Genomic DNA, 19,963 nt, shown 5'->3' with positions numbered 1-19,963 from the left:
CGTTAATGAAGAGGAGGCCGGTCGCTGGCCTGCTGCGCTTGTGCTGGCTTGGCGTGTTTGAATACAGCCTCATTGAGGCCGATGAGCAAGGCGTAAAGGCGGTCTTCTCCGCCGAAGACGCGCATCGCCTCGGGATAGCCCCCCATCAGCGTGAAAGGATGGAAGGCAAAGTGCCCGGCGGTGAATTCGTCCAAAGTGTCAGCATTGGCGCGGATCTGGTTGCCGATGACTCGCAGCCAGCTTTCTTCGGTCGGACTGAGGTCGGTGCGGGTCAGCAGCCACGCCTCGAATTTCGCGCCAAGTTCGGCAGCCTTCTGTTCCGAGACTTTCGGGAATACCATGTTCCCGTTCTCATCCATGGTGAGCCATTCCCGCGTGGTCGGGTCTATGTGATCATCAATGTCCAGAGCCAGCAGACGGCGTGGTTCGTATTTCTTTTTCTTCGGGACTCCCATGACGAGGCCGCCTTCGGCCACCTCGTCATCGTCGCCGTGGTAATCGCACACGCCCATGAAATCAAACATGGTGAAGGCGGGCTTGCCTGGGATCTTGCGGGTGCCGCGCCCGCGCATCTGTTGGTAGAGGATGCTGGAGCGAGTAAATCGGGTGAACACCAGACTGACCACTTCCGGGCAGTCAAAGCCGGTGTCGAGCATGTTGACCGAGACAAGGATTTTCGGGAACGCCTCCTTCTTGAAGCGCCGGATTTTGCTCATGCCGTCCAGCGTGTCGTCGCTCCCCATGCCCGAGACGACATAATCGGCATAGCGCACGTCCGGCGATGGTTTGCGGTCGGCAAAGGCTTGGTCGAACATGCCCGCCAAGGTCTCAGCGTGGCGCTTGTTGACGGCAAAGACAATGGTTTTGCCGATGAGCGGCTTGCGCAGCGTGCCCTTGCCGTCCCGGTAGCCATTGTCCAGAACCTGCCGGAACTCCCGGACAATGGCGCGGTTGCGCTCCGGAATGGTGAAACGCCGTTCCAGAGCTGACGGGTCTATGGTGATGCTTTGGCTGTCTCCGAACAGCTGCTCGAATTCTGCCTTGGTCTCAGCATCCATGGCCGACCAGTCCAGCTCATCGCGCTTGACCTCGAACCCGCCCTCGGCCGCCGTCTTGACCGTCAGCGCCCGGTAAATGTGATACGGGGCGAGATAGCCGTCCCGGATGGCATCCTTGAGCTTGTAACTGAAGGTGGGCCTGTCCACCTCGAAAAACCGCATCGTGTCGCGCACGAAGAGCTTATCTTCCTCGTCGTCAAAGTCCTCGCCCGCCGTGCAGGGCGTGGCGGTCAGGCCGACCTGCACACCGTCGAAGTGTTTGAGCACCCCGCTCCACTTGCCGTAAATGCTGCGGTGACACTCGTCGCTGATGATCAGGTCGAAATACCCAGACGAATACTCGCCGTAGATATTGATCATGCTCTGCAGCGTGGTGATGGTGATCTGTTTTTCATCCTGGAAGCGTCGCCCGGCCCGCAACACATAGCAGGGATAATCCGGCAGATGCTCGGCGAAGGCGTCTTCCGTCTGTTTGGCGAGTGGTATCCGGTCGACGAGGAACAGCACGCGGGTCGCGGCATTGGCCTGAAACAGCCGCTTGATGAAGGCCGCCGCGGTGCGGGTCTTGCCCGTGCCAGTTGCCATCTCGACCAAGAGCTTGCGGCGGCCGAGGCCGAGTTCCCGGCATATGGTGTCGATGCAAAGCTTCTGATAGTCCCGCCCGGCGATGCGGGCGTCGATCGGCACTGCCATCAGCTCTTGCCGTACTTGTCGAGTCGCGAAGCGGCGTTCGAGGTCACTCTGCTTGAAGAAGGTCTTGACCGGCCGCGGATAGGCCTCGCGTTCCCATTCCCAGAACAGGATTTCCTTGCCGTTGGCGAGGAAGATATAGGGCACGTTCAGCTGCCTGGCGTAGCTCTTGGCTTGCTCGGCCGCATCACCGGGGCTCATGGAGTAGCGCTTGGCTTCAATCACGGCCATGGAGCGCCCGTGGCGGTCGCACAGCACATAATCGGCTCGCGATCCGTCCGGCAGAACGTATTCATAGCGCACACTGTTTTGGTCCTGTACGACCCAACCCTGATCCTTGAGCTGGGCGTCAATCACGACCCGCGAGGAGGCCTCATTACCCCTTGTCATACACTCCTATATCCCTGTTCTATCAGATGAACGCCTGCCAACGCCTATCTTATAGCTGAATTCCGAGTGGTTTGGTCCGGATTTTTGCACAGCGCGCCTTCCCCCTCTGCTCCGCTTCCGCCGACTGGCTGGAAGGCACGGTCGTGCCGGTTGCGGACGGTGACATCCTGACGGTTCTGGCTGCCATCCCGACTCAGCACCGGATCCGGTTCGGCGGCATCGATGCGCCCGAGAAGCGGCAGGCCTTCGGGAATGTCTCCCGCCAGCAACTGGCCGACGCCGTGTTCCAGAGCCGCGTGCGAGTGGAATAACACAAGGCAGACCGCTACGGGCGGCTGATTGGCAAAGCGCTGCTGCGAGCACCGGATCTGAACCTTGCCCAGATCACGGCCGGCCTCGCCTGTTACTACAAGCAATACGACCGGGAACAATCACCCGACCTCCCGACGATCAGCGAACCTATGCGGCGGCCGAGGCGCGGGTCGCCGGGCGTGGCCTATGGCGGGACTCGGCACCAGAGCCGCCGTGGGGGTGGCGGCACCGGTAGCGGATTTGTCAGGTCATGCCCCGGTATTCCTTATGACCTCGGCGATTTCGACGGCGATCTCCTCCATCGTGTGAGTCGCCGTGCTGCGCGCCAGCTTGTCAGCCAGCGACGGGCTGTAGGCGATGACTTCCTTCTTGGTGATGTTATGCCAGATTGGCAACAACACCTGCTCACCGGTCACTGCCCGTGTCACCAGGCCATCGAGTTCGTAGTTGGCCCAGCCCTTCCTGAGGAAGGTCTGCGAGAGCACGATAACGCCAAACCGGCTGCTGGCCAGGCCTTTATCGATCTTCCGGCGAAGGCTATCACCGATTTTCAGTTCGAACTCGTCATACCAGACGCTCAGGCCATTGGCCTGCAGGGCCTGCGCCAGCGGCCGGACGACCTCGTCCTTGTCTTCGGAAGCGTGCGAAACGAATACGTCGAACTGACGTTCATCCTCATCGGCGATGGTGAATTCCGGTAGCTCAGACCGTCCCTGGACCAGTGAAGGCACACTCGAAAGTGCTGGCTCATTCAGAGCGGGCAAGGGTCCGGGCAATATCCGGATCGCTGAGCGGACAGAACCCCGGTAGCCTCCCAGATCAATGGCCACATGCCAATAGCCTGTTCTGGGAATCGCCAGCTTTACCGGCGATCGGGTCGCATGGCCTCCATAGAAACGATGCCGCTGCCCGCTTCGGTAGCTTTGAAAGTTCGAGCTATCCATCAGCCTGACATTCGCGGCACTACCCTGCAGGCTGACCTCGACGATTTGCCCAGCCTGCTTGTGCCCCAAGTCGTAATGCTGGAACTGCATGGTCTAACCCTTCCGCTTGCCATTACCCCGACCGGTATCCCCTTTGCCAGGGTTGGGAATGGACTCCTTCTGTGTGGTTGCAGGGTGTTTGTCTGCGTATCTCTTGGTTACGAACTGACCGCTTTTTGAGTCTCTATGACCAGGATGAGTCTGCTTGCTTACCATGATAAAAACTCCATATATAGATCGACATAGAAAACTTAGCACAACATATAGTGCTTGTCGAATCTATGGCTAGTGTCCTATAGGTTAAGGCGGTGACTCCCCGAGTGCCCCCGCACAAGGGTCGGGGGGGCTTTGCCGGAAGCTGCCGCGATGTCTCCACGCCAAGCCAATAGCAGTATGCGCGCCTTCCGGTTGTTGGTGTATTTTCTGCAGAAGTACGCGGGATCTTTGCAGATTTATCTGCACATACGAAAAAGCCACCGCTGCTGACGGTGGCTTTCAGACATTAGCTCTGCTTATGTCTTACTTGCTGCTATCTGTTTCCTTGCCGCCTGAGCCAGATCCGTTGGGGCTGCTCTTAGGCTCAGAAGAGCCAAATACGATCCTCATGGCGTCGAAGCTCCCACCAATTATGGTAGCTGGCAGTTCGACAACGGCTCCAATAGCTTTTACTACGGCAGGTTTGCCAGACGAGCTGTTATTGCTAGACATTTTTGTGTCTGTAGTTGCGCATGGAACACATGCTTGAAATACAAGACAAGATCCAATCTCGAAAGTTCCCAACTAGGACACGTACTCCCAGAAACAGCTCGCCGCAGTCCGACTCAAGCCCATAGCCTTTCTCGGCCATCCCAAGCTGCCGTTCACCCAACCGGTGTCCAACCCTGCTGTCGGTCCTAACCGCGAGTGTCCAGGGCGAGCTCAATACCTTCGCCGCACACGCGGCAATCGCGCTGAAGTTGGCCTTCGTCATCACTTCCAGCCTAAGCCTGTTAACCGACGAGATCTTGGAGTTCTGCCTTGCGCATGACATCGTGCTCTCGACTCGCTTGATGGCCCCGAGGCTTTGCATAACGGGCTAGGCTGGAACAGTTAGCAGCTTGCCGTGGCGGGCATCCGCAAAGCGCAAGCTGTCCTCGATAGGGACCGCGTATCTGCCCTTATGACCACCACCGAAGCAAGCCCCTCCTTCAAATCCCCTCCACCAACTTACTCAACCGCTCTTGCCCAGCATGCGTGTAGATCTGGGTCGTTGCGATGCTCTCATGGCCCAACAGCGCCTGGATGTCGACGAGCTGCGCGTTGTTCTCCAAGAGCCGCGTCGCATAGGTGTGCCGCAGCTTGTGCGGGGTGATCTTCTTGGCGAGGCCGGCCTTGACTACCATCTTCTTCAGATAGGCCCGCGCCGCGTGGGCGGTCATCGGCAGCTCAGGTTTCTTCCCCGTCCGCTTCGCAAACACGAACTCGGCTGAGGCTTTTGTCGCGATCGTCAGCGCCAGGACCCGGCCGAAGGGTTCCGGCAGCGGCACCAGGCGTTCCTTGTTGCCCTTGCCTATCACGCGCACGGCCTTGGCCACGCCATCGACCACGCGGACATCGCCGACCCGGAGGTTCAGAGCCTCGCTGATGCGAAAGCCCGACTTCTGGATCAGCTCGAACAGGAGCTCGTAGCGCTGGCGGACCTGCAGCAGCGAATCGCGGCTGCGGCCGAAGATGTTGTCCGGCACGTCGTCGTAGTTGCGGATCGCGCGCTGCAGATCGTTCTGCTCTTCCTTCTCCAGCCAAACCGGCATCCGCCGCGGCCGCTTGGGCTTCTCTATTAAATAGATCGGATCGGTCTCGACCAAGTCCTGCCGCTTCGCCCACTTATAAAAGGAGGAGAGCGCGGAAATTTTCCGGGCGATCGTGTGGGCCCCTACTCCTTCGCGCGAGAGCCAGGCGACGTAGCGCTCAACGTCGGTCGGCTTTGCATGGCGCCAGTCGACCTGGGCGTCGGTCATCCAGATGCGCCAGCGGTTGAGATCCGAGTTGTAGGCGTAGCAGGTCTTCTCGCTGTGACCCTTCGTGTAGCGGAGGTAGGCGAGGAATTCTTTTCGGGCGCCGGCGAACTCGGTCCGCGGCTCGGTCGAAATTTCGGTGGGGTTGGCTGCGTTCATCTCGTCTCCACCGGGCTCATTGAAACCTGTTGAAGTTTTCCGGGGCTTCCGGGCTGGCACCTAGTTTACTTAAATTACTATTTCCGTCTATGAGACTTGAAGCGTTAAAACGTGAACTATGTGCGCTGCCGCAGAAAAAGGCCTATTGAGGGGTAAAGGAACACACCAGAACACTCGGAAATAACACTAAAAAGCCTGAAGCGAATGTTTACGTAAATATACTGTGAGAACCAACCGATTTCACCCGCCCCTACCCTCGATCCAGCCACAAGCGGTATCGGATCGGTACCAAATGCAGGCGCAGCGAATGTGACGCCCAGGTCGCTCCACTACACTCCAGGCAACGACCCTTCACACGGAGAGCACCATGGTTCGGCGTCGAAAAGGAAATCTGTTCGAGGAACTGATCCAGCTTCCTTGGTGGATGAGCGTCATCGTCGCAGCAATCGTTTATGCCGCGCTGAAGTACGGGCTGGCTGCCGTCGGCGGGAACACTCCGCTAGCCATAGGTCTCGCACCGAACGCGCCGTGGATCGCCCTCCTCTTCCTACTCATGGCACCGGTCTCCTTTCTCCGCAGCTTCGAGCGGCGGAAGCTGCTCGATCGCCAATCCGGGATCGAGTCGATTCGAGCGATGTCTTGGAAGGAGTTCGAGTTGCTATGCGGCGAGGCCTTCCGACGGAAGGGTTACCAGATAGAGGAGACCGGTCTCGGCGGTGCCGACGGGGGTGTCGATCTGGTTCTACGCAATCGGAACGAAAGAGTGCTCGTCCAGTGCAAGCGCTGGAAGACGTTCAAGGTCGGTGTGCGGGAGGTTCGCGAACTCTTCGGCATCTTGGCAGCCGATCCCGCCGATCGCGCGATCTTCATTACCTCCGGCGCGTACACCGCCGAGGCCCGGGCCTTCGCCAGGGGCAAGCCGCTGCAGCTGATCGATGGTCACGCGCTGCTGGATCTGGTCCGCGAGGTTCAGGCGCATCCGGTCACCACCAAGTCGGCGCGGATCCAGGACGAGGTTCGCCCCTTTGCTGTCGAGCCGGTCTCGCCGGCTTGCCCGCGGTGTGGTTCCCCGATGATTCTCCGCACCGCCAGGCGTGGCGATCATGCCGGTGAATCCTTCTGGGGCTGCTCCACCTACCCGAAGTGCCGGGGTGTGATCCAGTCCAAATAGCGAGCAATCCATCCCAGATTGGAACTCGCCCCCTTGGGGCCAAGGTGTCCGGAATGGCGCGACACCTAGACTTCGGTCGATACGATTCGGCTTCCTGGAATCACCATGTCGACTGTCATCGCCGCGCCGATGCGCCGGCCAATAACCTGGGTCACGGTCTTCATCGTCTTGGGACTGGCACTGCTGCTGCCTTTTGCTATGAGTCGTGATCGGGTCGATCAAGTCATGCTCAAGGTCCAGCTCGCACAGAATGCCGATGACTACCATCGGGCTCTTTTGATGGCCCAGTCGATTGCTCGAAAAGAGCATCGGACGATCGGTGTGAACGTCACCCCGATTGGGTGGACCATTTTCGATGACCAAGTCGCTCCCCCCGGCCAGCAGGATCGGAGCGACGAAACGATACAGTCGTCTAGCTGGAGTGCCGGTGTGAAGCTCGGAACCAGTATCCCAGATGGTCGCTTCTACTTCGATCCGAACGGGACTTGCCAGATCTCGTCCACGGTCGTGTGCGGACCCGAGACGTCTACCGACCCCGAGGCTGCTGTCCCGGTGATCACGATCACGTCGGATACACGCCGAATTTGCACGATTTATTTTGATGCGCAGGGCCTCCCGGCGAGTGCCTGCGACGATTTCTGAGGCCGCAATCGTGAGAAACGGGTTCACTTTGATCGAACTGATGGTGACCGTTTCGATTGCTGCCATCTTACTGACAGCCGCTGTGCCGTCCTACACCACGATGATTGCCAGGAACCGGCTTGCTTCGGAAACCAACGAATTCATCGGGATGATGGCCCTTGCACGGAGCGAAGCAGCAAAGCGTGGAACACGAGTCACGGTGTGCGCCAGTTCCGACCAGAGCACGTGTGGGAGCGATTGGGCTGCCGGGGCCATAGCGTTCGCAGACCAGAACGGTGACTGTGCGATTACCTCCGGCGTCGATGAAAAGCTCCGTGTCATGGAGGGGCTGCGAGGCAATGCTACCCTCAGCGGGGTTGCGGATGATGGCTCCGCCGTGACTTGTCTCGGTTACCTAGGAGTTGGAACTACCACAATCGGGAAGGACGCCGATTTCACGATGTGCTCTCCGCTGATTCACGAGGCGCGGGTGATGGAACTCAAGATAACCGGCCGTCTGAGCAAGACCAACGCGACCTGCGGCGAGTAAGTCCCTATCCGGACCAAAGCGCCAAGGTGTGATCCAGCGCACGCCGGCCTGCCGCGATCCCGGCTAGACTGCCCCGAACGACTTCTCCTGGCCGGGAAAATGCCCCATGCGCAGATTACTGTTTATTTGCACAGTAATCGCCGCCAGCTTGCTGGTGGCGGCCTCTGCGCGTTCCCGCATGACCTCCGTCGCCGACGATCCCGACAACTACTGCCATGATCCAGCCATCGCCGAAGACTGGCGGCGGATGCTCTCCGAAACACCTAACGATCCCATCGTGATCAAACTCTACGGCTTGCGCGAAGGCCTCTGCAGCTTGGTCTCTGACGGTCGCGTGAGCCTGGAACAGGCGCCCGAGATTTGGGAGCGCGAATGCGCTGAATCCGTCGTACAGCGTTTCGGCGAGGACGCCCGGCGCCAGGGAGGGCGCCACCTCTGACGCCGTTATCCCCAACTTCTGTGGATAAACGTGTGGAACGGCCGTTGGCGCGAAGGCTTAGTCCTTGTTCTCTGTGGCCTTCACGCACCTGACCAAATTCGCGCCAATCGGGTGACGGATCCATATAGAAACAGCAACTTACCTAGCACCGTGCTCGACGCGGTGGATCGCTTGCTGGCCATCCTTCCGGAGGAAACCAAGACGGAGCTGGCCGAGCAGCCACGTGAGGATATGTTCTTCTGCCTTTCCCTGATGAGCGAGTATCTCCAGCCGATCTGCGGGGTGTGGGCCGGGAACGATGCCCTGCTCGAAGACTGCCGGGCGTGGGCGGATACGGCTGTCCTAGACTCTGAGTGGGAACCGGCCGCACTGTACGAGAGCCCCCATCCAGATGAAGCCTCATGCACGATACTCGAAACCCTATGGGATGCGCTCCACGAGTGGCCGGCGCCCGAGGCGATCGAATCGCTGGGTCAGTACGGCGCTGTTGATCATCGCCGTGATGGCCGTGCGCGTCTACGAGCGTTCTCTTGATCCCGGATTGATCCGCTCGGGCGAGTCAGACCCAGTCGAACGGCTGTTACTCGTCCCCGGTAGCTCAGAGCCCGAGTCGATGCAGTTCCGATGCGACGGCCGGACCTATTGCTCGGAGATGACCTCCTGCGCTGAGGCAACCTTCTTTATTCAGAACTGCCCTGGCGTCAAAATGGACGGCGACCGGGACGGAGTCCCGTGTGAGAGCCAGTGGTGTAACTGAGCGCTACTCGGGTGTAGGCCTTACCTCTGTCCTGCGTGCGGCTAGATGCCCTGTCTCTTCGCCATTTCGTCAACAGCGTACGGGGGAACGTTATGACTGAGTGCAGTCGATTGATTGACAATCCAAAAGGCAGTGATGTGCATCAGTCAGCATCGCTTGACCTACTCCGCAACCTGATCCCGCCGCAATATTCGAAGACGGATGCCTACAACATGGGCTATGACTGCGGTGTGAACGGGCCAACCGATGAAAACTGTCACTTCGCGATCTTCTGCAGTCTGGAGCACGTCAGGGCTTGGGAAACCGGCAAGCAGGATGCTGAACAGGTGGGGCCTAAACGAACGCATCGCCCGAAATGATCCGCCGCCCGCTCTTTATAAGGCGCGTTCACTGCTGTAGTGGGTTGAGGAATCTGGACCAGCTTACCTTCTGATGTTTCGGAGCCTGTGCCAGTACAGTAGTATTCACTATGAATACATCTGAATACCGGTGACCCATGAAAGCGACAACAGTCCGCTTGGCTGATGAAACCTTGGATCGTGTCGATCAATTGGCCGATGCGATGCATCGGTCGCGCACCTGGGTGATCAAGGAGGCGGTCGACCGTTACCTCGATCACGAGGAGTGGTTCGTGCAACAGGTGACTTCAGCGATCAAGTCGGTCGACGCCGGACATATCGCCACGGCTGACGAAGTCGCGGAGCGCTTCAAGCGTTGGGGCGTGGATGCGGGTTGAATGGTCCCCCGAGGCGCTGAACGATCTCGACCGAGCCGTTGAGTACATTGCCCAGGACAAACCTGGCGCTGCGCACGACGTCGCACGGCGCATCTGGGAGGCCAGCCGGCAGTTGGCTGATCATCCGGGAATCGGACGCCCGGGCCGTGTGCCAGGCACACGCGAACTGGTGATTACCGGCCTGCCCTACTTGGCGCCATACGTGATCCGGGAGGACCGGATCGTCATCCTGCGTATCCTGCACGGTGCGATGAAGTGGCCGCCCTCATGATGGAACCCGATGAGCTGGACTACCCGCGAACCGTTCGTGAGGCAGTCGCCGTGTTGGTAGAACGCCTCGATGATCAGCAGAAGGCCGAGGTTGCCGCGCTGGCCAAGGACGATCTGATCGAACTCCATTTCGGCCTTGGGCAATATGTCCGGAATGCCTTCGGGCTGTGGGGTGCGAACCCGGAGCTCCTGGACGACTGCGCGAGGGAACGCGCCTTGCGGCGTGGCGATGCTGATTCCCCGGCTCTCATGATCAATCCCGATGACGCTGCTATGTTTCTATTGGAAACACTTTGGCACCGATTGCACTGCTGATTTACTGTTGAGTCTCAGGGTGTAAGCGCCGCGGCTGTGTTGGGCCAAAGACGGGGCAGCCTGTCAGCCCCTCGTCTTTTCTGCCGTGGTCCTCATGAGGTCTTCGGTCATGAAAATGAAGCATCAGATCCACTCTTCCGTTGTTGCCGTCCTGTTTGTGGTGGGCACTCCTTTTGTGCGGGCCGAGCATCACATTCAACAGGTGCTGCAGCATGCCGATGATGCCGTCGAGTCGGCGGGAGATTCCCAGGCAATCAAACGGCACGCGCAGGAAGCTCTCGATTTGGTCGATGAAGCAAAGCTGGCGAATGCCGATCATTCGGACGTCGTGAAGCTCATCAACAAGGGTGAGGCTGAGTTGAGCTCAGCGGTCACCAATGCGGCGGCATTCAATGCCAATACGGCAACGGAAGACGCGATCGATGCAAAGCAGGCGCTAGAGGCTGCCGACAAGGCGGCTGATCAGGAGAAGGCGGGGCCTTGGCCGATTGAGCAGGGGCCTCGACCATAGCGACTTTACGGTACCTGCAAGGAAGAGGGTGCTCCGAAAGATGTCGCAAGTTGCGACACTTTCCCAGAGTTGTTCTGTGACGGCGACGATCAGGCAATCGGAACCGTGATGAGCGTCTTCCGGTTTGAGCCACGATGGAAGGAAGAGTTGCTGTGCACCGGCACAGGCGGATCGTTCGTGTTGGAATGCCCGATGGGCAGCCTGTCGGTATACGTGCTGACCGAGGCGATATGGAAGCGCGATGCCCCGCATTGGGCGTCGAATCTATGGCCGGCGCTTCTGGCAGAGCTGCGGATCTGGTGCGTTGCGAACGACGCACAGCTGGTCATTGACGACGCCGCGACGGTTTCCAGTGTCCCAACTTGAGACACTCGCAGTAGCCGACCGCTCGCCATGATCGGGGCTTCGACAACCCCGAAAAGTGTCTCAACTTGGGACAGATTCCTCTGAGAGCAGCCCATCTACGAACGCCAGCAGCTTGGAACGCTGCTCATCGGTCAGCGTGTGTCCTTTGAGTTTCAGCACGACGGACCGCTCGTCCTGAGTCATCGTGCCGACCACTTTCCCCTTGTGCAGTACGTCATGGCTCTCGGCGCGGCCGCGTTCCGTTCCTGCAGTCCGTAATTTCAATTCCCGGAGAATGTGCGCAGCGAGCTTGGTCTGCGGCAGCTCACCGGATTCCAGAAGGCGCCAAGCGTCATCGAGCAACTCGAGCAGCAGTACGTTGTGCTCGGTTTGTTGAAGTAGCTGCTTGAGCTCGGAGGCCCCGGTACGGGATAGCAGCCGTGGATTCTCATCGAGCCGATTCCGGATGTGTTCCGGCAGCGCCTCGAACGCGTAGTACCGGTACATGTCCTGTCGACCGAGGCCTAGCGACTCAGCCAGCTTGGTCCGATTCGGGAACAGGTTTTCCACTTGCCGCAAAGCCTTGCCGATCTCGTAGTCCGTCAGTGCCTGCCGGTCGATATTCTCGGCCAGTGCCAGGATGGCCATGTCGCTGTCGTCGGCGCTCATCACGAGTGCTTCGATGGAGTGACGGCCGAGCATCATATGCGCTCGCCACCGGCGCTCGCCGGCAATGATCTGGTAGCGATCGCCCGAGCCCCGCACCGTGATTGGTTGCAGCAGGCCCGATTCGGAGATCGAGGAGGCGAGGGATGCCAGCTCGTCCTTGGGAAAGATCCGCCTGGGCTGGTAGGGATTCGGTTCGATCTTGTCGACTGGAAGTTTGACGTGCTGCTTGCCAGGGTCGAAAGCGGTCTCCTGTTCGGCTTCAGCATGCCGCTTGCTGTTCTCGGCCAGCTTCTGCGCCAGCATCGCTTTCATATCTTTAGCCATGGGGCTGCCCCGTCGGTTCGGTAACCAGGCGCATTTCCTGCGCGAGCGTCGTGGCCAGCTGCCGGAATTCGCGTGTGACCTTGGCGCTGCGATCGATTCCATGAAGACTCGTTTGAGCGATGGCAGCTTGATTGATTTTGGTACTGGTCGAGACCTTCACCGGCAACAGCTTTCCGATTTGCTCGCGGGCCATGTTTTCAATCAGCTTGCAGACGGTCTGCCGCTCGTCGTGTTTGATCAGGAGCGCGCCGAGCAGCTTGAGGTCAGGATTGATCTGCCGGATTTTGGCGACGTGCTTCATCAGATCGGTCACACCGTACATGCCGTACTGCGAGCCGGATTCGATCGGGATGATCAGATGCGTGGCCGCTGCCAGCGCGTTGCTGGTAAGCAGCTTCAGACTCGGCGGGCAATCGATCAGGATCACATTGAACACACCCACCAGCGGTTGCAGCTTTACCCGTAGTTCTTCGGAAGGGCGGGGCGTGCCGTCCCGCAACTCATCCTCAGTCTTGCCCAGCGCCAGGGACCCGTAGATCAGGGATACGCCTTCGAGAGTCGTCTCCTCGTGGATGGCGAGGGGTAGCTTCTCGGTATCGGAGGTGAGTAGCTCAGCGCAGGTAACCGGGATTTCGCTCGGATGCTTCTTGCCGATGTGCAGACTGGCGTTGGCCTGAGGGTCTAGGTCGACGACCAGGACAGACAAGTCCATCCGCGCGAATTCAGCAGCGAGGTTGATCACAGTCGTGGTCTTGCCGCATCCGCCCTTGTGGTTGGCGACGGCAATGATCTTGGTGTTTTCGTTCTCCATGCGTGTCCGAAAAGGTGCTATTTTGTGCAAGATAGCATGCTAAGCCAGCGATAAGAAGTGTCCCAACTTGAGACAGTTCGATTGCGGTCTTGCTGGTCGGCTTCGAATTGGCGGGGGGAAAGTGTCCCAACTTGAGACACTCGGCGAGGGCAGATCCATGATTCGCGGCAAAGCAGGCCGCTGGAGTTGTCGGCTATGTATGAAAGACCCAATTGGATCGGACTGAAGGTACCGGGAGACTCGGTGGTGTTCTGGTGGCCGGCACGGGTCAAGCGCTCGGTCTGGAACGCGGAGAGCTCCCGGGCCCGGCGCCTGGCAATTCGACGCTACCGGGAATTGCTGCAGGCGGAGTTGCCGGATGCCGAGATCGCGGGGCAGCTGGTGATGGTGAGCGATTCGGAGGAGGTGGGGTGACATCGAAGATCTACATATCGGGATGCTCGGGCCTTAGCACCGGCGGGGGTCCCCCCTTACTCGCCATATCGCTCGACAATGCCCCGCAGCCGGTTTATAAGCGCTCCATTCGGCATGGCTGCCCCGGTCCATATTTTCGCCTTGGCCATGGCCCTTTTGATGGGCGCGTGGTAGCTGTGAGTGCAGGTTACGCCTCGCCGAGCGGCGAGCTGGTCGAGCGTCCACACAGCATCCCCAACCCAGGGGGGAGACCGATCATGAACCATCGCAGCAACGAGATCCTGGCCCCGCGCGTTACCGGATCGGGCCTTGCGCAAACATCGAGACGACCAGGGCACGCACTCGCCGACCTACTGCCTGTGCTGTTACTCGCTGCGCAGGGGCTGCTCACATCGATCGACGCGCGGGCGGCCGGAGACACCACTCGCGTCAGTGTAAATTCGTGGGGTAAACAAGCAAATAACGAGCAGTACAACGCAACCATCTCTGCAGATGGGCGCTACGTGGCCTTTCAGTCGTACGCTGACAATCTCGTGCCGGGTGACACCAATGGCGTCGTTGACGTCTTCGTCCGTGACCTTCGGACCGGTCACACCAGCCGCGTGAGCGTGGACTCGGCCGGCTCGCAGGGGAATGGTGACTCCTACACGCCCGCGATCTCCGCCGATGGGCGCTACGTCGCCTTCGAGTCGTCGGCGGACAATCTCGTCTCCGGTGATACCAGTGGGCGTGCAAATATTTTCGTCCATGATCGGCAGACCCGCCAAACCACATGTGTCAGCGTCAGCTCGGCCGGTTCTCCTTCCTCTGCCTGGCTCCCAACCATCTCCGCCAATGGACGCTACGTGGCTTTCGAGTCGGCGGCCGACAATCTGGTGTCCAGCGATACCAACGGGACGATAGATGTTTTCGTCCATGATCGGCAGACCCACCAAACCATGCGCGTCAACGTAGCCTCCAACGGCGAGCAAGTAATGGAAGTTGCTGCGTCTCTTGAGCCCTCGATTTCTGCCAATGGGCGCTACGTAGCCTTTTCATCTGCGGCGAACAATCACGTTCCGGGTGACACCAATAGCGTCACTGATGTCTTCGTCCATGATGTTCGGACCGGTCACACCAGCCGCGTCAGCGTGGACTCGGCCGGCTCGCAGGGGAATTGGTACTCCTACGCGCCCGCGATCTCCGCCGATGGACGCTACGTGGCCTTTTTATCTGAGGCCAACAATCTTGTGCCCGGTGATAACTTTGACTCGGATGTCTTCGTCCATGACCGACTGACCCACGAGACTACGCGCGCCAACGTCGCTTCCGATGGCGAGCCAGCAAATGGTCGCAGTGATTACTTTTCCATTTCCGCCGATGGGCGCTACGTAGCCTTTCAGTCGTGGGCCAACAATCTCGCCCCGGGTGGCAGCGGCTGGTCCGATATCTTCGTCCGCGACCGGTGGGCCGGCCAGACCACCCTTGTCAGCATGGCTTCCGACGGCGAGCCACCAAATGATACGTCCTACGATAAGGTCACTATTTCCGCGGATGGGCGCTATGTGGCCTTTTCGTCGTATGCTGACAATCTCGTTCCGGGTGACACCAATGGCGTCGTTGATGTCTTCGTCCGCGACCGCCTGCTGGATCGCTCCGCGACCGCCGATCTTGCGGTCACGCAGACCGCCAGCCCCGCCCCCTTCCCGCCATCGAGCCCGATCACGTACACGATCAACGTCGTCAACAACGGACCGGATGCGGCCGGTGAGGTGACCTTGGTCGATGGCCCGTTGCGCGGCACCGCGGTGCCGAGTCAAGGCCATTGCAGCACGTCTGCGCCGGTGATCTGTTATCTCGGTAACCTGGCCGCCCACGCCAGCGCGACCGTCACCTTGACCCTGCCCCGGCGATCCATAGGTACCTCCCGTGTCTACAATGCGGCCCGCGTCAATGCTGCGCCGGTCGATCCGGACCCGGCCAACAACAAATCCGGGCTGCATGTCAGCGTCGCACGGTAGGGAAACTCGAAGCATTGCCGACCGGGCAAAATTTTGGAATTTTTCTCGGCGCCAAGCCCAAATGAATCAATGAAATTTGCGCTCAGATCTCCTTCAGCGACTTAAAGAAGCAGCGTTCGGACCGTATCGGGCGGGATGTTCGAGGGAGGTCGTCGTCACCATTGATTCTTTCGTAATCCCTCTCAGTGGGCGAGGTTTGCTTTCATGGATGGATAGCAGGGCGATGCCTAAACTCCCACGGCGGGATCGGGTTCGGCTGAGCCCATAGCCCGATCCTCGCCTTCCTGGCGGCTTCCTCGGCCGCGTAGTACGATTGCTCTCGCGCGTACTTCCGGTACACCCAGGCCATCCCGCGCTTGACCTGTTCCAGGTTGGCGTCCAGCGGGCCAACCCAGATCTTGCCGACTTCCCGGCGATAGCGGTCGATGTCGACCACTTCCACCCGCACCGTTTTGCCGAACGCCAGATCGGACAGCGACTGCTTCGAGCGCATCCCGTAATCCTGTTTCTTCTCCGGCGCATCGATCTGATGCAGCCGGATCTTGTGCTGCCGCTTGCCGGCATCAAGCACTGTGAGCGTGTCGCCGTCCGCCACGCCGACCACTTTCCCTTCGATCCAATCGGTCGCTACGCCCGTCTGTGCCCACAGCAGGCCGGAGAGCAGGGCTGCTCCGGTCCATCTCACCCTTACTGATCTGATTCCCATCGCCGCGTCCCGTGCAAAAGCGCGGATTCTGCGGCGTCCAGCCCCCTGAGTCCATTTGTCGGGCGGCGGTTCGTGTATCAAGTTGTAGTCTGTAGTATAATACACCATACAACATGAACCCACGGGGTGCAGCGATGGCCATCACCAAAGAACAGATCTGGCGCGTAGCGGATGAAATGCTCGAAGCCGGCGAGTCACCGACGTTGGCGGCGGTCCGCAAGAAGATCGGTGGCGGCAGCTTTACCACCATCAGCGAGGCCATCAAGGAGTGGCGTCAGCGGGCTCAGGAGCGGGCCAAGGTCGATGAAGTCGTCGTCCCAGATGAAATCCGGGACCTGATGACGGGGGCAGGTAAAGCGCTGTGGCAAACCGCGCTCGATCTAGCGCGGGCGGAGATCGACGGTGTGCGGCGTGCGCTGGAGGCGCGCGAGAAGGAGATCGCCCAGGAGCGCACCGAGGCCCTCGCGCTGGCCGATCAAGTTAGCGCTGAGCTGGAGCAGGCCCAAGCCGAGATCGCGTCCCTGAAGGAGCAACTGGCCCAGGCGCAGGCGGGTGCGCGGGAGGCGAGGGCGATTGCTGCTGAGCGCGAGCAGCGCATCCAGATGCTGGAGCAGGATCTGAAGGCTCAGCGTGAAACATCCGAAAAAATGTTCCACGTGGAGCGAGAAGCGCGCGCGCAGGCCGAGAAGCAAATCGAACGGCTGACCGCTGATGTCGATGCGCATCAGCGCGAAATCGACCGGCTGAAGCACGAGTATCCGAAACAGTTCCAGAAATTCCAGGCTCAGACAGAAGCCGTCAGGGAGAAGATGCGCGCCGCGGAAGAAGGGCGCTCGGCCGCTGTGCTGGAGAATACCCGCTTGCAGGAGCGCACCGCCGGCCTGGCGCAGCAGGTCGAGTTCCTGCAAAACCGGCTGGCCGATCTCACGGGCCGGAAAGGCGGCTGACAACAGGGTAGGTCAGAGCCATGCCGCCTCATTCCATCGCGATCGATCGCTGGCAGCGCCAGCGCTGGGAGAAGGACACCCGCTACTACGAGGCCATCCTGCAGCAGGATCTTTGGGGAACCTGGGTGGTGACCCGCGTTTGGGGTCGCCGTGGCACGCGGTTGGGTCAGGTGCGGGACGCCGTCTTCATGTCCTACGAGGAGGCTGCCAAGGCATTCGAGGCCGTCAGCGGGCGGCGGGAGAAGCGGGGATATGCAAGGGCCCCTGAGTGCAGCCTGATGGGTGTTCTATCCAACTGAGAATATTCAGGAACTTGAAATTCGACTCAATGAGGTTCAGCCTGCTATTGCGCAAACGATGCCGGTCGATTCTTACCATCCAGTATCCGGCAGGGTGAGCGATCGAAGCTTTCTTGCGCTTCGCTAGCAACGGTAGGGTCCGGATCGGAGGTGTTGCCACCATGACACGCATAGTTGCCGCCTGTTCGCTTATTCTCGCTTCACTAATGTCTTGGTCTGCCCGTTCCGAAGACAGCACAGCGGTACCGCCGAGTCCTCCGCAGGACGAGCCGGCGTCGAAGTCTTCGTCTAATCCGTCTCTATCGAAGGAGAGTGAAGCGCCATCGCATGGGTCGACGTTCAATTTTGAGCATTTGAGACCTGGCAAACCACGGCTAGAGATCCATGCCGTGGATCCTTGTAAGCTGAACAAGAACTTGCCGCCATGCCAACAGCAGGGGGGAGATGGTTAGGTATGGTCATTTCTGAGGACGAGAAGCGTGTCTGGGATGTCATCGCGACCGGGTTTTCAATCGTTGCGCTGCTTGCCGGAGGCTTCTTTGCGGCCTACCAAAAGGTCGATGCCGACAAGCGAGAGTTGATCGAACGCACGCTGACTTATCACGCTAAGCTCAGCGAACCCCCCATTCTTGAACATCGGCTGAGACTGGAGGCAGAATACGAGGCGATCAGCCCAAAAGTGATACCGCTGCTGGAGAATAAAGCCGGCCATACACAGCAGCAAGTCGCTCAGGATTACGCGAACCTCATCACCAACAAAGTGAAGTCAAGTCCCAAGTTACGGGAATCACTTTTGGTGATAGAGGAGTACTTGGACAGCGTTGTTGTTTGTGTGCACAGCGGACTATGCGACGAAACGACGGCTAAGGCGCTCATCGTCGAGTTTGGGCAGTCATTCTTCCGACAGTACTATCCCTACATTTGCTGGCGGCGTATGCAATGGAACGACAAGACCATTGCTGCCAGGATCGAGGACTTCTTCAACCCAAACTCCAAGGGTACTACCTGTTTCAGCGAGGACGAGCGCCGGTAGCCCTTTCTTTGCCTGCTATGGCTTATCTATGCGCGCTGTGGCGGGTGAATGCCCAACGTGATGTGGATGGAATGTGACATCCCTCGCAGAATCAGAACGTTACCCCGTCTATGCTTCCCGGGTTCCCATCACTGCCCGAGGAGCCTCACCGATGACTGACCACCAATCCGACGCGATCCTGTTTCTTCGTCTCGCCGGCACGCGGTTCGGTGTCCGGAGCCGGCATATCCCGGAGACGCTGATTTCGACCGTCGCCGATTTCGGGGGGCGGGTTTCCTTCGAGGGTGATCGGGTCTTCGTCGGAGACCCCAAGACGGCCCTTCATCGGCTTCAAGACCTTGCCGGCCGCGAGTCGCAGGCCTGACCCTCGCATTCAGCCTCACCCCAACTCGCTCAATCCTCTGAACGAGATCGATAACCCCTCCGCTCACGCGGTGGCGGATGTGCTTGCCTATGGCCGGCAACTCCTTTGGTATGCAGCGCCGGAGGAGTCGCGGGTCTTTGCCTTGCGCGACCGCCTGTGGATTCACGCGCAAGCCGCCGATTCCAGCCTCGATGAGGCAGCCTGCTGGCTCAGCTGCGTGCTGGCGCTCCGGGCGGTCTGTGCTGGCAGCTACGGTGTCGGTGCCCTGATCCTGGACGGGGAGGGGTGCGTGATTGAGGCTGGATGGAACCAGCTGCTCGATCCGTACTTCCGCAGCGATGCGCATGCCGAGATGATCGTCCTGTCGTCTTTCGAGGCGCGCTGGGCGAACCGTTCCAAGCAAGACCTGACGCTGTATAGCTCCCTCGAACCCTGCCCGATGTGCTACGCCCGGCTGCTCACTTCCGGGATCGGTCGGGTCGTCTATCTGGCCGACGATGAATTGGCCGGCATGGTGAGTCGCGCCGATCAGATGCCGCCGCTGTGGCGGGAGCTGGCGGCAACGCGCGAGTTCTGTCGCGCTGAGGCCGATGAGGAACTCCGGCAGCTCGCGATGGACATCTTCCTGGTCAATGGCCGAGAACTGGATGAACGGCTGAAGGCTCTTGGATAGTCGGCCGTCGCATCCCTGCGCACTGTGTTTTATCCCGGTGTGCACCTCCCTGTGCACATGTTTCCGGAGACAGGGCGGGGACTCTCCCGGCGTTGACGGCACACTGACAGGCCACCGCCTAGATCGGCCTGCCATCCCTGGCCGATCTGTCCCAATCTGTCCCAACCCGTGCTCGCTCACCTGCGCTGACGCTCCGGTCAGCTCGGACCCTTCGCTTGGCCCGGCGACCGCCGACCCAAAGGACACGGTGTGGCCGTCCCTGGCCACAACCTGTTCCGCTCCGCCAGCTCCGGCCGGTCCTCGGTGGACGCACCTGCCTGCGCTCCGCCGCCCACTGCGGCACACGGCACGCCGGCGCCTCCGTGACCGGCTCCGCTCCGGCGCGCGCCACCATGGCCCGTCCTCCGCTCGCTTCGCGGTGG

General features: G+C 59.9%; 26 protein-coding genes. 20 read left to right on the top strand and 6 right to left on the bottom strand.

Annotated elements, in window-relative coordinates:
• Nucleotides 1-2: 2 nt before the first annotated feature.
• Nucleotides 3-2,105: a DEAD/DEAH box helicase family protein gene (locus tag ACW73L_RS19635; RefSeq protein WP_498924269.1), complete on the bottom strand. Its 2,103-nt coding sequence runs from the start codon at nucleotides 2,103-2,105 to the stop codon at nucleotides 3-5.
• A gap of 104 nt (nucleotides 2,106-2,209) precedes the next feature.
• On the opposite strand from ACW73L_RS19635, the gene ACW73L_RS19630 reads away from it, so the two are divergent.
• Nucleotides 2,210-2,449: a thermonuclease family protein gene (locus ACW73L_RS19630; RefSeq protein WP_498924268.1), complete on the top strand. Its 240-nt coding sequence runs from the start codon at nucleotides 2,210-2,212 to the stop codon at nucleotides 2,447-2,449.
• A gap of 249 nt (nucleotides 2,450-2,698) precedes the next feature.
• On the opposite strand, the gene ACW73L_RS19625 is transcribed toward ACW73L_RS19630, so the two are convergent.
• Nucleotides 2,699-3,484: a DUF1883 domain-containing protein gene (locus tag ACW73L_RS19625; RefSeq protein ID WP_498924267.1), complete on the bottom strand. Its 786-nt coding sequence runs from the start codon at nucleotides 3,482-3,484 to the stop codon at nucleotides 2,699-2,701.
• A 1,136-nt stretch (nucleotides 3,485-4,620) separates the two neighbouring features.
• Complete coding sequence (locus ACW73L_RS19620) at nucleotides 4,621-5,586, bottom strand: tyrosine-type recombinase/integrase (protein ID WP_498924266.1); 966 nt, start codon at nucleotides 5,584-5,586, stop codon at nucleotides 4,621-4,623.
• A 367-nt stretch (nucleotides 5,587-5,953) separates the two neighbouring features.
• On the opposite strand from ACW73L_RS19620, the gene ACW73L_RS19615 reads away from it, so the two are divergent.
• From ACW73L_RS19615 to ACW73L_RS19560, 12 genes are all read left to right on the top strand, one after another.
• Nucleotides 5,954-6,757, top strand: a complete 804-nt coding sequence (locus ACW73L_RS19615) for a restriction endonuclease (protein WP_498924265.1) — start codon at nucleotides 5,954-5,956, stop codon at nucleotides 6,755-6,757.
• A 105-nt stretch (nucleotides 6,758-6,862) separates the two neighbouring features.
• Complete coding sequence (locus tag ACW73L_RS19610) at nucleotides 6,863-7,399, top strand: GspH/FimT family pseudopilin (protein ID WP_498924264.1); 537 nt, start codon at nucleotides 6,863-6,865, stop codon at nucleotides 7,397-7,399.
• Nucleotides 7,359-7,928 carry a GspH/FimT family pseudopilin gene (locus ACW73L_RS19605; protein WP_498924263.1) on the top strand — a complete coding sequence of 190 codons (570 nt, stop codon included), beginning with the start codon at nucleotides 7,359-7,361 and terminating at the stop codon, nucleotides 7,926-7,928. Before ACW73L_RS19610 ends, ACW73L_RS19605 begins: the two co-directional genes overlap by 41 nt.
• A gap of 106 nt (nucleotides 7,929-8,034) precedes the next feature.
• Nucleotides 8,035-8,367 carry a hypothetical protein gene (locus ACW73L_RS19600; RefSeq protein WP_498924262.1) on the top strand — a complete coding sequence of 111 codons (333 nt, stop codon included), beginning with the start codon at nucleotides 8,035-8,037 and terminating at the stop codon, nucleotides 8,365-8,367.
• A 150-nt stretch (nucleotides 8,368-8,517) separates the two neighbouring features.
• Entirely contained in the window at nucleotides 8,518-8,901 is a 384-nt protein-coding gene (locus ACW73L_RS19595) for a hypothetical protein (protein WP_498924296.1), read from the top strand.
• Nucleotides 8,795-9,124: an excalibur calcium-binding domain-containing protein gene (locus ACW73L_RS19590; protein WP_498924295.1), complete on the top strand. Its 330-nt coding sequence runs from the start codon at nucleotides 8,795-8,797 to the stop codon at nucleotides 9,122-9,124. The genes ACW73L_RS19595 and ACW73L_RS19590 overlap by 107 nt, the downstream gene beginning before the upstream one ends.
• 92 nt (nucleotides 9,125-9,216) lie before the next feature.
• Complete coding sequence (locus tag ACW73L_RS19585) at nucleotides 9,217-9,483, top strand: hypothetical protein (protein ID WP_498924261.1); 267 nt, start codon at nucleotides 9,217-9,219, stop codon at nucleotides 9,481-9,483.
• A 137-nt stretch (nucleotides 9,484-9,620) separates the two neighbouring features.
• On the top strand, nucleotides 9,621-9,860 hold the full coding sequence (locus tag ACW73L_RS19580; RefSeq protein WP_498924260.1) for a CopG family ribbon-helix-helix protein: 240 nt from the start codon (nucleotides 9,621-9,623) through the stop codon (nucleotides 9,858-9,860).
• Entirely contained in the window at nucleotides 9,850-10,131 is a 282-nt protein-coding gene (locus tag ACW73L_RS19575; protein WP_498924259.1) for a type II toxin-antitoxin system RelE/ParE family toxin, read from the top strand. The genes ACW73L_RS19580 and ACW73L_RS19575 overlap by 11 nt, the downstream gene beginning before the upstream one ends.
• Nucleotides 10,131-10,445: a DUF6794 domain-containing protein gene (locus tag ACW73L_RS19570; protein WP_498924258.1), complete on the top strand. Its 315-nt coding sequence runs from the start codon at nucleotides 10,131-10,133 to the stop codon at nucleotides 10,443-10,445. Before ACW73L_RS19575 ends, ACW73L_RS19570 begins: the two co-directional genes overlap by 1 nt.
• 109 nt (nucleotides 10,446-10,554) lie before the next feature.
• Nucleotides 10,555-10,956, top strand: coding sequence for a small metal-binding protein SmbP (gene smbP, locus ACW73L_RS19565; protein WP_498924257.1), 402 nt, complete (start codon nucleotides 10,555-10,557; stop codon nucleotides 10,954-10,956).
• Between the two features lie 108 nt (nucleotides 10,957-11,064).
• The gene (locus ACW73L_RS19560; RefSeq protein WP_498924256.1) at nucleotides 11,065-11,322 is read left to right on the top strand and encodes a hypothetical protein; all 258 of its coding nucleotides are present in this window, start codon (nucleotides 11,065-11,067) and stop codon (nucleotides 11,320-11,322) included.
• Between the two features lie 60 nt (nucleotides 11,323-11,382).
• Here ACW73L_RS19560 and ACW73L_RS19555 read toward each other — a convergent pair whose 3' ends face one another.
• Nucleotides 11,383-12,294, bottom strand: coding sequence for a ParB/RepB/Spo0J family partition protein (locus ACW73L_RS19555; protein WP_498924255.1), 912 nt, complete (start codon nucleotides 12,292-12,294; stop codon nucleotides 11,383-11,385).
• Complete coding sequence (locus tag ACW73L_RS19550; protein WP_498924254.1) at nucleotides 12,287-13,105, bottom strand: ParA family protein; 819 nt, start codon at nucleotides 13,103-13,105, stop codon at nucleotides 12,287-12,289. Before ACW73L_RS19550 ends, ACW73L_RS19555 begins: the two co-directional genes overlap by 8 nt.
• A 195-nt stretch (nucleotides 13,106-13,300) precedes the next feature.
• Between ACW73L_RS19550 and ACW73L_RS19545 the strand changes: the two genes are divergently transcribed.
• Nucleotides 13,301-13,519, top strand: a complete 219-nt coding sequence (locus tag ACW73L_RS19545; RefSeq protein ID WP_498924253.1) for a hypothetical protein — start codon at nucleotides 13,301-13,303, stop codon at nucleotides 13,517-13,519.
• A 257-nt stretch (nucleotides 13,520-13,776) separates the two neighbouring features.
• Nucleotides 13,777-15,519 carry a hypothetical protein gene (locus ACW73L_RS19540; protein WP_498924252.1) on the top strand — a complete coding sequence of 581 codons (1,743 nt, stop codon included), beginning with the start codon at nucleotides 13,777-13,779 and terminating at the stop codon, nucleotides 15,517-15,519.
• A gap of 202 nt (nucleotides 15,520-15,721) precedes the next feature.
• Here the strand turns inward: ACW73L_RS19540 and ACW73L_RS19535 are convergent, their stop codons facing one another.
• Nucleotides 15,722-16,204 (bottom strand): thermonuclease family protein, encoded by a 483-nt coding sequence (locus tag ACW73L_RS19535; RefSeq protein ID WP_498924251.1) that lies wholly within the window; start codon nucleotides 16,202-16,204, stop codon nucleotides 15,722-15,724.
• A 155-nt stretch (nucleotides 16,205-16,359) separates the two neighbouring features.
• Between ACW73L_RS19535 and ACW73L_RS19530 the strand changes: the two genes are divergently transcribed.
• The 5 genes from ACW73L_RS19530 (at nucleotide 16,360) to ACW73L_RS19510 (ending at nucleotide 19,541) form a co-directional block, all read left to right on the top strand.
• Nucleotides 16,360-17,172, top strand: coding sequence for a DNA-binding protein (locus ACW73L_RS19530; RefSeq protein ID WP_498924250.1), 813 nt, complete (start codon nucleotides 16,360-16,362; stop codon nucleotides 17,170-17,172).
• Nucleotides 17,173-17,192: 20 nt separating this feature from the next.
• Nucleotides 17,193-17,471 (top strand): WGR domain-containing protein, encoded by a 279-nt coding sequence (locus ACW73L_RS19525; protein ID WP_498924249.1) that lies wholly within the window; start codon nucleotides 17,193-17,195, stop codon nucleotides 17,469-17,471.
• A gap of 454 nt (nucleotides 17,472-17,925) precedes the next feature.
• The gene (locus tag ACW73L_RS19520; RefSeq protein ID WP_498924248.1) at nucleotides 17,926-18,504 is read left to right on the top strand and encodes a DUF4760 domain-containing protein; all 579 of its coding nucleotides are present in this window, start codon (nucleotides 17,926-17,928) and stop codon (nucleotides 18,502-18,504) included.
• Between the two features lie 151 nt (nucleotides 18,505-18,655).
• Complete coding sequence (locus tag ACW73L_RS19515; protein ID WP_498924247.1) at nucleotides 18,656-18,868, top strand: hypothetical protein; 213 nt, start codon at nucleotides 18,656-18,658, stop codon at nucleotides 18,866-18,868.
• A gap of 70 nt (nucleotides 18,869-18,938) precedes the next feature.
• A complete protein-coding gene (locus ACW73L_RS19510) occupies nucleotides 18,939-19,541 on the top strand; it encodes a nucleoside deaminase (RefSeq protein WP_498924246.1) in 603 nt (200 codons plus the stop codon).
• The last annotated feature ends 422 nt before the right edge of the window (nucleotides 19,542-19,963 follow it).

Source organism: Methylolobus aquaticus (assembly GCF_054172105.1).
This window is presented reverse-complemented; position numbering and strand designations above follow the sequence as displayed.

What these genes read in the sequence shown, in the direction of transcription:
- smbP (WP_498924257.1), top strand. Translation starts at nt 10,555, where the DNA reads ATGAAAATGAAGCATCAGATCCACTCTTCCGTTGTTGCCGTCCTGTTT.
- ACW73L_RS19585 (WP_498924261.1), top strand. Translation starts at nt 9,217, where the DNA reads ATGACTGAGTGCAGTCGATTGATTGACAATCCAAAAGGCAGTGATGTG.
- ACW73L_RS19520 (WP_498924248.1), top strand. Translation starts at nt 17,926, where the DNA reads ATGGTCATTTCTGAGGACGAGAAGCGTGTCTGGGATGTCATCGCGACC.
- ACW73L_RS19610 (WP_498924264.1), top strand. Translation starts at nt 6,863, where the DNA reads ATGTCGACTGTCATCGCCGCGCCGATGCGCCGGCCAATAACCTGGGTC.
- ACW73L_RS19605 (WP_498924263.1), top strand. Translation starts at nt 7,359, where the DNA reads ATGCGCAGGGCCTCCCGGCGAGTGCCTGCGACGATTTCTGAGGCCGCA.
- ACW73L_RS19530 (WP_498924250.1), top strand. Translation starts at nt 16,360, where the DNA reads ATGGCCATCACCAAAGAACAGATCTGGCGCGTAGCGGATGAAATGCTC.
- ACW73L_RS19515 (WP_498924247.1), top strand. Translation starts at nt 18,656, where the DNA reads ATGACTGACCACCAATCCGACGCGATCCTGTTTCTTCGTCTCGCCGGC.
- ACW73L_RS19545 (WP_498924253.1), top strand. Translation starts at nt 13,301, where the DNA reads ATGTATGAAAGACCCAATTGGATCGGACTGAAGGTACCGGGAGACTCG.
- ACW73L_RS19540 (WP_498924252.1), top strand. Translation starts at nt 13,777, where the DNA reads ATGAACCATCGCAGCAACGAGATCCTGGCCCCGCGCGTTACCGGATCG.
- ACW73L_RS19570 (WP_498924258.1), top strand. Translation starts at nt 10,131, where the DNA reads ATGGAACCCGATGAGCTGGACTACCCGCGAACCGTTCGTGAGGCAGTC.
- ACW73L_RS19620 (WP_498924266.1), bottom strand. Translation starts at nt 5,586, where the DNA reads ATGAACGCAGCCAACCCCACCGAAATTTCGACCGAGCCGCGGACCGAG.
- ACW73L_RS19625 (WP_498924267.1), bottom strand. Translation starts at nt 3,484, where the DNA reads ATGCAGTTCCAGCATTACGACTTGGGGCACAAGCAGGCTGGGCAAATC.
- ACW73L_RS19615 (WP_498924265.1), top strand. Translation starts at nt 5,954, where the DNA reads ATGGTTCGGCGTCGAAAAGGAAATCTGTTCGAGGAACTGATCCAGCTT.
- ACW73L_RS19525 (WP_498924249.1), top strand. Translation starts at nt 17,193, where the DNA reads ATGCCGCCTCATTCCATCGCGATCGATCGCTGGCAGCGCCAGCGCTGG.
- ACW73L_RS19580 (WP_498924260.1), top strand. Translation starts at nt 9,621, where the DNA reads ATGAAAGCGACAACAGTCCGCTTGGCTGATGAAACCTTGGATCGTGTC.
- ACW73L_RS19550 (WP_498924254.1), bottom strand. Translation starts at nt 13,105, where the DNA reads ATGGAGAACGAAAACACCAAGATCATTGCCGTCGCCAACCACAAGGGC.
- ACW73L_RS19575 (WP_498924259.1), top strand. Translation starts at nt 9,850, where the DNA reads ATGCGGGTTGAATGGTCCCCCGAGGCGCTGAACGATCTCGACCGAGCC.
- ACW73L_RS19600 (WP_498924262.1), top strand. Translation starts at nt 8,035, where the DNA reads ATGCGCAGATTACTGTTTATTTGCACAGTAATCGCCGCCAGCTTGCTG.
- ACW73L_RS19555 (WP_498924255.1), bottom strand. Translation starts at nt 12,294, where the DNA reads ATGGCTAAAGATATGAAAGCGATGCTGGCGCAGAAGCTGGCCGAGAAC.
- ACW73L_RS19560 (WP_498924256.1), top strand. Translation starts at nt 11,065, where the DNA reads ATGAGCGTCTTCCGGTTTGAGCCACGATGGAAGGAAGAGTTGCTGTGC.
- ACW73L_RS19590 (WP_498924295.1), top strand. Translation starts at nt 8,795, where the DNA reads ATGCGCTCCACGAGTGGCCGGCGCCCGAGGCGATCGAATCGCTGGGTC.